The sequence below is a fragment of the Leptospira sp. GIMC2001 genome (assembly GCF_028462125.1).
Taxonomy (GTDB): Bacteria; Spirochaetota; Leptospiria; order Leptospirales; family Leptospiraceae.
Genome location: NZ_CP115467.1, coordinates 96126 through 109294, shown reverse-complemented (window position 1 = coordinate 109294; position 13169 = coordinate 96126). Strand labels below are relative to the sequence as shown.

At 36.4% G+C, this 13169-nt stretch carries 15 protein-coding genes; 1 reads left to right on the top strand and 14 read right to left on the bottom strand.

What is annotated here, in order from left to right:
* Positions 1–43: 43 nt before the first annotated feature.
* Positions 44–853 (bottom strand): DJ-1/PfpI family protein, encoded by an 810-nt coding sequence (locus O4O04_RS00520; protein ID WP_272531617.1) that lies wholly within the window; start codon positions 851–853, stop codon positions 44–46.
* A gap of 264 nt (positions 854–1117) precedes the next feature.
* Between O4O04_RS00520 and O4O04_RS00515 the strand changes: the two genes are divergently transcribed.
* A complete protein-coding gene (locus O4O04_RS00515; protein WP_272531616.1) occupies positions 1118–2902 on the top strand; it encodes an ABC transporter ATP-binding protein in 1785 nt (594 codons plus the stop codon).
* A 70-nt stretch (positions 2903–2972) separates the two neighbouring features.
* Here O4O04_RS00515 and O4O04_RS00510 read toward each other — a convergent pair whose 3' ends face one another.
* The 13 genes from O4O04_RS00510 to O4O04_RS00450 form a co-directional block, all read right to left on the bottom strand.
* A complete protein-coding gene (locus O4O04_RS00510) occupies positions 2973–4037 on the bottom strand; it encodes a DUF1574 domain-containing protein (RefSeq protein ID WP_272531614.1) in 1065 nt (354 codons plus the stop codon).
* Between the two features lie 60 nt (positions 4038–4097).
* Positions 4098–4463, bottom strand: a complete 366-nt coding sequence (locus O4O04_RS00505; protein WP_272531697.1) for a PLU-1-like domain protein — start codon at positions 4461–4463, stop codon at positions 4098–4100.
* 78 nt (positions 4464–4541) lie between these two features.
* The gene (locus O4O04_RS00500; protein WP_272531613.1) at positions 4542–4982 is read right to left on the bottom strand and encodes an SRPBCC family protein; all 441 of its coding nucleotides are present in this window, start codon (positions 4980–4982) and stop codon (positions 4542–4544) included.
* A 6-nt stretch (positions 4983–4988) separates the two neighbouring features.
* Positions 4989–6176, bottom strand: coding sequence for an SAM-dependent methyltransferase (locus O4O04_RS00495; protein ID WP_272531696.1), 1188 nt, complete (start codon positions 6174–6176; stop codon positions 4989–4991).
* Between the two features lie 82 nt (positions 6177–6258).
* Positions 6259–7035, bottom strand: a complete 777-nt coding sequence (locus tag O4O04_RS00490; protein WP_272531611.1) for a DUF1365 domain-containing protein — start codon at positions 7033–7035, stop codon at positions 6259–6261.
* The gene (locus O4O04_RS00485) at positions 7032–8321 is read right to left on the bottom strand and encodes an NAD(P)/FAD-dependent oxidoreductase (protein ID WP_272531609.1); all 1290 of its coding nucleotides are present in this window, start codon (positions 8319–8321) and stop codon (positions 7032–7034) included. Before O4O04_RS00485 ends, O4O04_RS00490 begins: the two co-directional genes overlap by 4 nt.
* Before the next feature lie 18 nt (positions 8322–8339).
* On the bottom strand, positions 8340–9179 hold the full coding sequence (pyrF, locus tag O4O04_RS00480) for an orotidine-5'-phosphate decarboxylase (protein ID WP_272531607.1): 840 nt from the start codon (positions 9177–9179) through the stop codon (positions 8340–8342).
* Positions 9179–10060, bottom strand: a complete 882-nt coding sequence (locus tag O4O04_RS00475) for a hypothetical protein (RefSeq protein WP_272531606.1) — start codon at positions 10058–10060, stop codon at positions 9179–9181. Before O4O04_RS00475 ends, pyrF begins: the two co-directional genes overlap by 1 nt.
* Positions 10057–10722: a hypothetical protein gene (locus O4O04_RS00470; RefSeq protein ID WP_272531604.1), complete on the bottom strand. Its 666-nt coding sequence runs from the start codon at positions 10720–10722 to the stop codon at positions 10057–10059. The genes O4O04_RS00475 and O4O04_RS00470 overlap by 4 nt, the downstream gene beginning before the upstream one ends.
* Entirely contained in the window at positions 10712–11917 is a 1206-nt protein-coding gene (locus O4O04_RS00465) for a hypothetical protein (protein ID WP_272531603.1), read from the bottom strand. The genes O4O04_RS00470 and O4O04_RS00465 overlap by 11 nt, the downstream gene beginning before the upstream one ends.
* 44 nt (positions 11918–11961) lie before the next feature.
* A complete protein-coding gene (locus O4O04_RS00460) occupies positions 11962–12372 on the bottom strand; it encodes a TRL domain-containing protein (RefSeq protein ID WP_272531602.1) in 411 nt (136 codons plus the stop codon).
* On the bottom strand, positions 12369–12737 hold the full coding sequence (locus O4O04_RS00455) for a TRL domain-containing protein (RefSeq protein ID WP_272531600.1): 369 nt from the start codon (positions 12735–12737) through the stop codon (positions 12369–12371). Before O4O04_RS00455 ends, O4O04_RS00460 begins: the two co-directional genes overlap by 4 nt.
* On the bottom strand, positions 12734–13165 hold the full coding sequence (locus tag O4O04_RS00450; protein ID WP_272531598.1) for a TRL domain-containing protein: 432 nt from the start codon (positions 13163–13165) through the stop codon (positions 12734–12736). The genes O4O04_RS00455 and O4O04_RS00450 overlap by 4 nt, the downstream gene beginning before the upstream one ends.
* Positions 13166–13169: the final 4 nt, after the last annotated feature.

Sequence of the window (13169 nt, the reverse complement as noted above, 5' to 3'; positions counted from 1 at the left end):
TAAATTATCTAGCTAGCGATATATGCGCCTTCCAAGTCAATTTTTATTTATCAAGAAGGGCTTCTTGGTACAATTTGATAAATGGTTCACCAGAAAAAGGATTCTGACTTGTAATCAAATTCCGATCTCGAACTGCATATTGACCACCTGGGAAAAAACTACTTTCATAATTTAAACCAATATCGCTTAGAAGATTTGCGATCTTTCTGATCTTAGGTTTTCCGTTCATAACAAAATTTTCTATAAACCATTCTTCTGTTGATGTAACAGAATTTACATTGTAGCCAACAAAAGGGTTATCATTTTTTGGAAAAGCCGTGAGCAAAGCAGGTGCATGACAGATCAATCCGATTGGCTTTTGTCTTTCATGAAATTTTCGCAATAAAGAAAGAATATTATCATCATAGATTAGATCCACCATTAGCCCTTGCCCACCTGGAACAATCATACCTTTGTAAGAACTTACTTGACTCATCGCCTTTTCTAATGTAATGGGTTTTAAAAAATCAGGATCTGTCTTTGTGAATTCAATGGCCTCCGACTTCAACTCATTTGATGTCCAGTACCTATCGTTTAAACCTGCTGGATCTATATTAGCTTGCTTGCCATTGGGTGTAGCAAATTGGAATTTATATCCTTGATTCTTCAACTCAGCTATGGGCAGATAGAGTTCATTAAGAAAAACGCCTGTCTCATAATTTCTTTCTTCATCAATCAACAAATTATTGGCAGCACTCATCACAATCAGAATCAATCCAGGCTGAGGGCTGGATTCTTGAGCCTCATACTTCGAATTCCAATTAAAAATTAAAAACCCAATTCCTTTCACTAAAACTTTTATTCGATTCAACATATAAACAAATCTCCTTTTTAAGTTAGTGATCCGAAAACTCGCAAATGTTATTAACCCAGGTTAATAAATTGAGATAAACATTACTTCGTTCAAAAATATTAAAGTTTGTTTATCAAGAAAAAAGTTTAATCGATTCTATAAATACGTGGTATTCGATCGATTTCGTTTTATATTCAAGATCATAATCAAATAGAATTTAAAAGTTGATCTTAAAACTGTGTTAAATAGTTTATACTTCAATCTAAAACATTAGAAGTTCAAAATTTGACTCTCATCCAGCTATTCAATAAAATATTACCGTTTGTTCTTCCCTATAAAAGGATGGTTTTTTTTGCTTTAGGATTTACACTCATCGGGTCATTTCTTGCACAAGTCAATGCACATATCTTAAGATACACCGTAGATAGCTTGGAATCGTTATTGCAAAATCTTAACCCATTAGCAGAAGGTTATATTCTATTGGCTCAGATCAGTGCTATATTGGTTATCAAAGAAATCGTAAATTCTATAGTGATCTTTGGACAGAAATTTTATGGAGAAAAGTTACGTATTTTTATCGCACGTGATTTCTCACAAAAGATTGTTGAACGTATTCTTTCATATAGGATGGCTTTTTATACGTCTCAAGAAAATGAAAGCGGTAAGCTTCAGACTCGTATAGACCTTGGAATATCTAGCCTAACTCGTTTAGTTCAGAATTTTTTTATAGAAGTGCTGCCACTTTTTGCCAATTCGATTGTAGCACTCTTCTTTATGTTCTCAGCAAATTTCTATGTTGGACTTGTTAGCTTATGTATTATCCCAATCTATTTCTGGATAAGTCATATCCAAGCATCTCGTCTAAAGGGATTTCGTAGAAAGATGAGGAGTTATCGGGAAACTAAGAATAATGGAATCATTGGACTAATTGAAAGCATAACAGTAATAAAATCATTTGTTAGAGAAAGATTGGAATCAAATAAACATGAAACAATCCAATTTGAAATGACTTCTAATCAATTAGCAACTCGTAAAACCAGTTATTTTTTCGATAGTATAAAAAGTTTTTTAGAACAGATCGGAATAGTCATAATCATTATTCTGACAGCATATTTTGTTTTGAATGGGACAATGAGTCTCGGTGCAATAATGTTTCATATTTTGCTTTTCAATAATGTATCTGCGCCAATAAGACAATTGCATAGAATCTACGATGAAGTAAATGATGCTCTTATATATTCAGAAGGATTCTTTTCGATTCTAGAAGAAGAAAACGCAGTGGAATCATCGGGAACATTTTCACCAGAAATAGTCGAAGGAGAATTCAGAATTGCGAATGTAAATTTTATTTATCCGAATGGAACGTTCGCTTTGGAAAATATTTCTTTTACAGTTAAACCCAATCAAGTCACAGCATTGGTTGGGTTAAGTGGAGCCGGTAAAAGCACGCTAATCAATCTATTGGATAAATTTTATAAGCCGAGTAGTGGAGATATATTTTTGGATGGCATCAATCTTGAAGAATATGATACAAACATTTTACGAAATTCAGTAGGATTGGTTCTTCAGAAAAATCATATATTCAAAGGTACGATTAGAGAAAATATCAGCTATGGCGATCCAAATGCCGAAGATCATGAGATTATTCTTGCCGCAAAGAAGGCTTATATCCACGAGCAAATATCCGAGTTGCCGGATGGATATGAGTCGCAAGCTTCCCTTCTTTCCGGAGGTCAGCAACAACGAATTGCAATAGCCCGTTTATTCTTGAAGGATCCAAAAATAATTTTCCTCGATGAACCGACAGCAAGCTTGGACGCTATAGCGATCGAAGAAATCAAAAAAAGTATCGATGCCTTAAAGGAAAATAGAACAGTTATTGTAATTTCACATAGCATTTCGCAAATTATTGATTCGGATCAAATTGTCGTCTTAGATAGAGGGCGCATAGTTGAAATCGGAACTCATGAATCATTATACAAGAATAAGTCTGCTTATTATAAGATCTTTAGTGCTATGGCTAACAGTTTGAATCTTGAGAAAATCACGTCCGCAATTGATTCAAAATAAATTATAGATACTTCGACTCATATGTGAAAAGGAAAATTATGATCTGGTAATTTCCTTTCGAAATAAAAAACTACAAGGCTTTAGGTTTATAATCTTTAAAATATTGCAGGAATAGATATCTTATAAACGGTCTATAACAATCTTTCGCAATATGTCCACCATCCGCAAAACTATTGCAGTAGTATTCCTTGGTATCATCCATATTGTGAATTTTATACTGATACTTATCAGTTACCGCATTGATATCCTTCTTCCAACTATCGAGTATGGGATTCGCTCGCAATCTGTCTTGCATAGATTTAGAACTTTGAGGCCATACGATGATTAAAGGAATTTCTTTTTCTCTAGTATTCTTAAGTATAATATCAAAAAATTCAAACTGCATTTCAGATGGCTTATAAGAAGCGAATAGCCAATCAATTGTCCGCTGACTCGTTGCTTCCAAACTACTTGCATCCTTTTCGAAATAATCTTCTACTGGCGAAGTAGCGTGTCCTTTATTTTCAATCAAAGAAGTACGAATTGTATCTTTCATTGCCTCAACATAAGGAAGATTTGGATTGTTATAATTTCGAAAAGCTGCATCCAAATAAGGCTTATTTACTTTTACCGCGAATAGAGTCTTACCAAGATAGTAATTGAAATAATCTCTTCCAAATAAACCAATATAACGAAGAATAAACGGAAAATCAAAGCTATATGTAAGATTCGATTCTTTGAATATGGAATTTATGTTGAATTGATTGGGATCTGTTTCCAAGACGACTAGGTCTGGCTTTACGCCAGCATCCAATATCTGTTCCAGAAAATACCAATAGTACGCAGGAGTGGTAACAGCGGATGAGAAATTATATATTTCCCAATCTGGATAGAATTGTTCAAGTTCTTTGGAATCAAAATACAAAAGCCTAGAGGACCCGAGAACCACCATGACTTTTTTGTTGTCTTTGGTTAATTCACCCTTTTTGTATTTATCTATGAAAATATCAAGAAGTTGACTTTTGGTTTCATAATAGACATACGTGAAATCGCTCTTGATAAGCAGACGAACTGAATCTAGCAGAAATATTTTATCAACAAGGAAGAGGAATGCAAAAAGTATGATTGGGTAAAATAAGAACTTTTTAGTTTTCAAAGGAGCCTTCCATTCTCATATTCAATATAGAATAGAAGGCTTTTGTGTGAAAAGGAATTTTCAGGCGACCTGTGCCTTAATTGTTTTTTTCTTGTTTTTCTTTAAACTATTGAACCATTCTTCAGAAGCTTTAGTATAAGCAACGAGTTGCTTAACATAAGGTCTGTTTTCTGGATCCAATATCTCTCGCGCTTCCATTATGATTTCTTCTACGATCTTTAGATGAAAAGAAAAATAACTGCAGAATAAATCAAAATAACTGCGCTCAGCCTGATCCCAAGGGATGCTCACTAAGTTCTCATGGAACGCAAGCATCTCATCAATGTCATTTTTCGGATTCGCATCGAAATGTGTATTCATTGTTGCGATACGATCCGTACGATCTGTTAACTCTTGAAAATAAGATTCCAATTCAGGGTATTCCAAATTAGTTTCCCTCCGTTCGAAGAAATCTTCTTTTTTTACCATGCTTTTTTACCCCCTCTTACGTTCAATGCTTATTTGTTACTTTATCAATGTCCTTGGATTAGGATTCTTATCTAAGAATGCCTTCAAGCGTTGAGTTTGATCATCCCAAGCGGCCTCGGCTCCTTCTAGCCATAGATCAAAATGTGAAGAATCTGGGAATCCTCCGTTTGTTATCGTAAGTTTGGTCTTATCCGAACTAACTTCCGTTACATCCAATCTAAGGAAAATATCTCCAGCTGGATGATCCTTCCATCTGAGTATCAATAATTTATTGGGCTCAATTGCCTCATAAATTCCTTTGGTCGTAAATTCCCCTTCATCACCCAACTTCCAAGACCAAGAAAATTCTTGACCCAATTTTGGCCGACCACGAACTTCATCAGCAAGCCAATGTATTAGAATTTCATAAATTGTAAGTGAATCCCAAACAACTTCTAACGGTTGGTTGAAAATATAGTCTTTCTTGATTTCTCGCAAATAATCCTACCCTTTTATGGCTAGATTATTGGGACGAGTATATACCATCTGAACAACGCTGATGTTCTTCATACGAAAAGCACCTGCGCAATAACTAAGGTAATAACGCCATTTGCGTATGAATTTCTCATTGAAACCCTGTGCCCGTACATCTTGTACGTTTGCATCGAATGCATCTTGCCAGAGATTCAGAGTCTTTGCATAGTGCAAACCCATGTCTTCTAAGCCAAATAAAAACATATCTCCAGTCTTATTGACAGCTTCATTGAGTCTAGCAATGGACGGGAGTAAAGATCCAGGGAAAATATGTTTTTGGATGAAGTCAACGCCTTTTTTGAGAGCAGCAAATCGATTATCGGGACATGTGATCACTTGCAATGCCATCAAGCCTTGCGGTTTCAATACTTCTTGGCATTTTGCAAAAAAAGATTCGTAGTATTTATCGCCAACTGCTTCTAGCATTTCTACAGATACAATTTTGTCAAATTGGCCTTCAATTTTTCTATAATCCAGTAGCTTAAATTCCACTCGATCACTCACCCCTTCTTTCTCGGCTCGCGCTCTGGCAAATTTCAATTGCTCATCGGAGAGAGTGACAGAAGTAACACGGACGCCGTATTCTTTAGCAGCATGAATGGCAAGAAAACCCCAACCGCTTCCAATTTCTAGGAGATGCTCTCCTTTTTGCAATTGGAGTTTTTTGCATAGAAGATCTACTTTTGCATATTGAGCATCCTCTAGTTTTTGATCCAAATTTTCAAAATATGCACAAGAATAAGTCATGGTCTTATCAAGAAAAATAGAATAGAAGCCATTGCCTAGATCATAGTGCTCAACAATATTTCTTCTGGAACCTTTGAGTGTATTTCTACGAAGAACATTCAAAAATTTATTGGCTAAATTGAAAAAATCCAAATGGAAGAGTTTTTTCTTAGTGCCTGAAAGATTGGGTGCAGAATCCACATTTAATAGAAACCAAGAAATTACTTTCTCAATATCATCGGTATCCCAATCCCCATCTAGGTAAGATTCACTAAATCCCACATCCCCATAGAGAACCGCCTTACGAAAAAAAACGGGGTTCTTAATATGCACAAGTCCTTGATGGAATCTCTGTTCATAATCCGATTCTGGATCACCCAAAAAAGCTTGAGAACCATCAGGAAGTATCAATCTCAACGTTCCTTTCTTCATCGAGGACAATGCCTTGAAAAAAATTGTTTTGTAAAGATTATAATTGTTGTTAGACTCTAATGCAACTGTTTCTAAAGATTCCTTAACTGCTTTTTCCAAGCTGAGCTCCCCTCTGTAACTCTTGATTGTCTCCCTTTCTTAGAAAGGGGACTTTGTATAGATACAACTTCAATGCCTGAAGATGTATCGCACCTATCACTTTGACTGTTACGAGTGGATATTTTAAAAAATAAAATAATAAAAATCGATCTAGTAGAGGCTTTTTTTTACCAGTGAAAGCTGTCGCAAGAGTCTTTTCTGATTTCTCATAAGAATCAACTTGTATATGCAATCGGTCGTTAGGAATTTTCAACTTAAAATCGAATTCAGAATCTAATGCGATATATGGAGACACGTAAAAAAATTTATCTACTCGCAAACGAAAATCAAAATTCCCGCTGTCCGTGCTCGGGAAAAAATATGGTTTGATTTCGCCGAATGTATTGCCCACTTCCGCAATTGCACAGACTGCATTGTCTGATTTGTCATAGATATAGTAGAAAGAAACTGGATTGAATACATATCCAAGTATTCTTAGATTTGTTAATAAAGTAATCCTGCCAATACTACCCGTATATCCTTGGTCACGGACGTAACGTTCAACATTTTCCCGAATATTAGATCCACCGAATTGGATATGATCTTTGTCATAAAAGGAAAAAATTGCAAATCGATTCCGTGAAAATAGCCATAGCTTTTGATCCAATTCATCCAGTTCATCCAAATCCAAGTGGAAATTGTATAATTTATAGGCAAATTGATTTTTGTTTTTGGAGAAACGCGAATGATGAACAATCGACTCGTAGATTGATGAGTTCACAGATTTGCCCAAGGATCACGGCCAAGCAAAATTGTCGCAAGCCTAACTGAAGAGTCAATTCCATCTTCATGAAAACCATATCTCCAATAAGCTCCAACAAAATGAATATTGGATTCCATATTGATTCTTCCGAAACTCTTCTGAGCACGGACTGCACCCAAAGAGAAAAGCGGATGCTCGTACTCAATTTTACGAATCACTTCAGAATCGGGTATACGACCTGGATCGTTGATGGTTACGAAATAATTTTTTTCCTTCGAAACATTTTGAAGGCGATTCATCCAATAAACCGTAAATGGCTCCATCTGGTTTAATGAAGATTGCTTAGAGGCACCCCGGGCATATTTGTAATTCCAAGACGACCAAATCTTTTTGATTGATGGCATATCCCCGTCCCAAGTATGCAGAGTTGCCCAATTCTTTTGAAATTGGAATTCTGATAGCAATTCCTTTTGCATTGGGGTTGGTTTCTTAAGCAGCTTAAGAGCAGTATCCCCATGTGTTGCAATGACTACGCGATCATATGTTTTTTTGGATCCGTTCTTGAATTGAATATCAACTTTTTTGCCAGTTTGGACAACTCCTGTGATGGAGGCTTTTAGTTGAATATTCTTAGCATAGGATGCGGTTATTCGTTTTACATACTCTCTTGAGCCGCCATCAACCGTATACCACTGGTGCTGAGTATTCAATCCTAGAAATCCATGGTTATAGAAAAATCGAACTAGGGTTCTAGCAGGAAAAGCAAGCATTTGATCGGGAGGTGTAGACCAAACGGCAGAACTCATTGGCACCAAATAATCATCTAACAATGATTTACTGTAACCTTCTTCTTCCATGTATTTGCCCAGTGTATATTCTTCATATCTAGGGTTATCCAAAATCTCAATGGATTTGGTATTGAACCTATTGATCTCGAGCAGAAATTTAATATAAGATGGTTTGAAAAAGTTTTTTTTCTGAGCAAAAAGTCCGCTAAGTCCTGAACCACAGAATTCTAAACCCCGAGCCTCATTCTGAACAGAAAACGACATATCCGATTTCTTTGTTGGCACTTGCAATTTATTGAAAAGCTTAAGCAAATTCGGATATGTTACATGATTAAAAACAATAAATCCAGTATCAATGGGAATCTTCTTTCCATTTTCCATTACATCGACTGTATTTGTATGCCCGCCAACATAATCGCTTTTCTCGTAAACATCCACTTCGAAGTCCTGAGATAAAAAGTATGCGATGCTCATTCCGGATATGCCGGTTCCTATAACTGCGACTTTCTTTTTCAATTTACTGTCCTTTTTCTTTTAGACAGACATAGATAGGATTTTCTTCATAGAATTGTGAATTTCCTTTGCTCGATCATGGGCTTTCTCGGCAAAATCCAAACCGCTACTTAGAAAATGAATTCCTCTTGAAGAGTTGATAAATGCCCGCTTCCCCGAATTTTGGATGATCTCTTCTAGATCACCACCTTGCGCACCGAAGCCAGGAATCAAAAAAAGCAGTTCTGGATTTTCTTCTCGTATCAATCCAATCTCACTTGGGCGAGTTCCCCCAGTGACAATACCAACACGTCCTTTATATTCACGATTTAGTTCAGTCGACAATTTAGCAACCGCTTGGTGAAGATAGCCAGGCACGATATCATGTTCCTTGTCTTTCCATTTCTGGAATTCGATTGCTGATGGATTCGATGTTAAGCATAAGATAAACACACTGCCTCTATCATGTTCAAGATAAGGGGTTATTGTATCACGACCCATATACGGAGAGACTGTTAGTACATCCACATTCAATCGATCGAAATAGTACATTGCATACTCTTTTGCTGTGTTGCCTAGGTCTCCTCGCTTGGCATCCGCTATGATTATGGAATCTGGAAAATTTTTTCGAATGTATTCGATAACCAATTCGAATTGTCGAATTCCTTCCCATCCAAATCTTTCAAAAAAAGCTATATTTGGTTTGAATCCAAGAGCAAATTCACCTGTGGCATCAATAATTTGTTTACAAAACTGAAAAAAAGGATCTTTTTCTTTCTTAATAATATCAGGTAACTTCTCCCATTCGGGATCCAATCCAACTGTTAGAAGGGATTGTAGTGCGGAAAACCGATTCGTATATTTATTTTCTAAACTTAACATCAATCCTCATTATAATGATCTGAATTTTTAAATTCTCCAATTCTTCTAGCCTTGCGAAATTTCCAAGCCTTGTATCTTCCATAAATATGCCCAGGGATTACTGCAACTATAGAATATGGTGTTTGCACAACTTCCCCGATTGAGCCGCCTACATAAGTGCTATAAGCTGGAACAAGAATCTTGTAGGACTCGTCAATATCTTCATTCTTATGATTATGTTCGAAGTATACAATTGCATCATCTGTTGCAACTGCCTCATGATAAAATGCTCCAATCACTGGAATAGAATAGATTCCGGCATACAAAGTTTTATATTTTCTCTGGTTGAAATCCTTGGCATGTCCACCTTCATGTATGGCTATGGCTGGAACATTGGAGTAAAGATGGATGGAATTGGAAAAAGGATTGTAATGATCTCCACCAAGCAATCCAGCAAATAACCTCTCTGGTAAAACCGCATACACAAACCAACCAAGCAGACCAAAACTATACTTAACGATTGGATTGATGCTATCATTTCTCCAAATTCTTTTTAGCTCGGATATGGGTGCATACTGATTGAATCTTACTTTAACATCCCGTAAATTGTTTTCTCTGATATAATTCTGCATAGTTTGCTTGGTCGCATCGGATATCTTATGATCGTTGAGTCTCCAAGACATTAGAATCAACTTGGAAGGGATGGAGAAAATATAATTTCCAATATCATCCAGTATCTGGTATTCGACGCCCGATTCGAATTGTGGATCATCCTCAGTCCATAAATCTGGTGAGGTTTGATAAGGTTCACCATAATTGTATTTCTTCTCTAAACTATAACACCCAACTGTTATGCAACATATTGCAAAAAGGAAAAAAGTTTTCTGCAATAATACAATCATTCCTTAGCCTCACTGCTTAATTGCAAATCCGATTGAAAAAAATCAAGAATCGCCTTTAAGCCGTTCCTACCCAATTGGTTGAGTTGATCTTCTCTTGTTCCCCTGAATCCTTGGTACGGAACATATACAACCAAGGGAACGATCAACAGAGTTGATCCGACCAGATAACAATCCGTTACAGAGGAATGTATCTCATCTTTGTATGTGAAGGGATAGATTTTATTGTTTTTAGTTACTTCCAAGCGAATATTGATAGAAGTAAGATTTGAAAAACAACTATCATTTGTATTCAATCTGAATTCTTTTAGATGAATCTTTGTACTGCCGTTTTTATGTAGACTCGGATATATATCAGGATGATTAGAAACTTCTCTATCCAAAATATAAACTAAGCCACCGAATTCATTTTCAAGAAATCGCGGAGAAAATATCGAAGGATTATGATATGCTAAATTGGTTCCGAGACCCGTGTCATCAACCCATGAAATAGATGTATTTTTCGGTTGGTCTGGAACAAATTTTTTATTGGGAAGTGGAGGATAAATTTTGAGTTCGATGTAATGACAAAATTGCAGAGAACTAAAGATTAATAATATTAAAGCAATTTTGGATATTTTCCTAGCTAGTTGCTGTGACTCTAGTTTGGAGCGGTTAGAAAACATAAGTATACTCCAAATTTATTGTTCGCATAATTGAATAACGAGTCGGGTTTCCTGATTTACCATCTTCATTGTAGATTAGATTTCGAATAAAATAGCGAGTGTAGTCAGACTGGATCTGCCTAAAATCATTTGATAAATAAAGAGGGGTGCTGGTATTCTCCGTAATTCGATTGAAGTCATGATAGTTCAGACCAATTCCGAATCGATTCTTTTCATTGATCAGTATTTCAAATTTAGTATAAAACTCACCACCAATATAAGAAACTAATACTGGATCTTCCATTGTCATTTTAGAAAAGTTAGCTGGACGATTGATTCCTGCGTCTCGAAGAACCAAAGTTTCGTAGTCTATCACTCCACCACCCACTGTTAACTCTAGCCCAGCCGTAAAGACAAAGACGCCGAAAAAATTCTGAGAATAATTCATCCCAATATTTGGGCCTAGTCCAAAGTATTGTTCTGTATAATCATTGAAAATTCTTGCATTCGGCAAAAGTCCCGACTCCATATAACTATGATTCTGAGTGCGTAGTCCCAAAATTAATGTAAAAGTTTTGTCATATGACCAATCTTCTCTATAAAAATAAGAAAATTTGGATTCAAAATATCTATATTCAGAATCAACGATCGCGTTTCCACGACTGGATATGTCTGCCGAAGCAAAACCATTGTAGCTTGAATCTAGAATGAATCCTCTGCCCTCGTACATAAATCCAAACACATTACTTTCGTCAGTATATCGGATTCTCAAATTACGAGGAAAAATTCCATAGACCGTGCGATTCTCGACTGAATTATAATTTATAATATTATCATATCCTAAACTTGACCTAGGAATAAATTCCGCATTGGCGGCGAAGATAAGGTAAGGATTTTTCTGAAATTCGCCTCCTGGAGACGAAATAAAGTCACCACTTCCATATCCTAAAGTAAAATCCACCATACCTTTTATTCCTGATGAATGTGATCTTGGAAAAGGCCTATCGATCTCTCCAAAGTCTCTCCCATCTACAATCTTCATTTTCGGTGGATTGTAAAAATGTTTTTGCCTTGAAATCGCTGCATCTTGTCGGCGAAACTTTGCTAAGTTTCTGAGACGTTCTTGCTCAATTGGATCTTGTTCTAAGTTTGCTTTCTTTTCTAATTCTTCGGCTTCTCTATCATACTGAACCGCTTTTACTTCGCTTGATTCCAAATCGAAATTCTGAACAAGTAAAACGAATACCAAAAATAATAAAACTATTCGCCCCAAACAATTATACACTCTTGATAAAAAATTCCGTATATTAAACTAATGGATTCTCGATCTACAACCGCAATTTTACTAATGCTACCATTCTGCGCTGCTTCTTCAATACTTGCTCCGCCACCATAGTAGAAAAAGGAAAATAGAATAGAAGAACCAACAGAGCAAGATTTGCCTGATGTGAGAATCGAATGGGAAGTCAACTGTCGCACCCCACTGGAAAGAGGGAAAACGTGGTGCTTGGTGTTGTTGTATAAAACTCCATGCATGGGAGATGAAGTGCACTGCAGTAAGAAAAGATTAAAAATGACTATAATAAATAAAATTGAAAATCTCTTAAAAATAATTCTATCAACTGTTAAATTGAAAAACCGTGATTTTATAAAGTGATCAAAAGGATTCATTCGCCTGTCACCTCAGTGCAAAACTGTCCATATACAGGATAAAATATGCCTCTAAATCGATAATCGATTGTTGCAAGACGTAAGATTCCAAATTTTCTTGCAATGCCTCCGGCCGACGAATCACCAACGGTAATAAGCCCAAACAGCATATACTGACAAGCTTGTCCCGATTTAGAACCTAACACTTGATTGTCGATATTGAATTCTCCTGGATATCGGATATCGGTATAAATTGCTCCGTGATTGGGACCAATAGCACAATTGCTCAAAAAGAATATAATGAAAACAATCACAAGTTTATTGAAAAATTTATGGATGATTCTTTCTCCAAAATAAAAGCTATATTTTGAAATCATCGCAATCATGGGTTTTCGCCTTGCTTATCCAATTTTTGTTCTGCCTTAGGTACTTCTCGATTAGATCCCGTTTGTTTTTTCGTTCCAACAACGATAGAGCAAAAATTGTGGAAAAAAAATCCTAGAATCGCTTCTTGCTTATATTCAGCGAAATGGATAAAGTCGATACCAGCGTTTTTTTTGGCTTGCGCTAGAGAGGAATTGCCACCGGCAACTAACCAAAGGATTGTCCAAGAACAAGCTTCCCCACGTCGTAGCTCACCCTCCGTAAGGTTGCCAATTCCGCCTGCGATCCGTTCATTATGAATGATTCCACCGCCCTTTAGCAGAACGGCAGGAGTAGAATAATCGGGCGTAGGATGTGTGACATTGGAAGTTCTATAGACTCCATTCATCAGGTTGATTCCCGTGCAACTTGTCACGAGAAAGAGAATCATCACT

Bases quoted from the DNA above. Each gene is read 5' to 3' on its own strand.
- O4O04_RS00460 (WP_272531602.1), bottom strand. From the start codon at position 12,372: ATGAATCCTTTTGATCACTTTATAAAATCACGGTTTTTCAATTTAACA.
- O4O04_RS00450 (WP_272531598.1), bottom strand. From the start codon at position 13,165: ATGATTCTCTTTCTCGTGACAAGTTGCACGGGAATCAACCTGATGAAT.
- O4O04_RS00455 (WP_272531600.1), bottom strand. From the start codon at position 12,737: ATGATTGCGATGATTTCAAAATATAGCTTTTATTTTGGAGAAAGAATC.
- O4O04_RS00495 (WP_272531696.1), bottom strand. From the start codon at position 6,176: ATGAAGAAAGGAACGTTGAGATTGATACTTCCTGATGGTTCTCAAGCT.
- pyrF (WP_272531607.1), bottom strand. From the start codon at position 9,179: ATGTTAAGTTTAGAAAATAAATATACGAATCGGTTTTCCGCACTACAA.
- O4O04_RS00475 (WP_272531606.1), bottom strand. From the start codon at position 10,060: ATGATTGTATTATTGCAGAAAACTTTTTTCCTTTTTGCAATATGTTGC.
- O4O04_RS00470 (WP_272531604.1), bottom strand. From the start codon at position 10,722: ATGTTTTCTAACCGCTCCAAACTAGAGTCACAGCAACTAGCTAGGAAA.
- O4O04_RS00520 (WP_272531617.1), bottom strand. From the start codon at position 853: ATGTTGAATCGAATAAAAGTTTTAGTGAAAGGAATTGGGTTTTTAATT.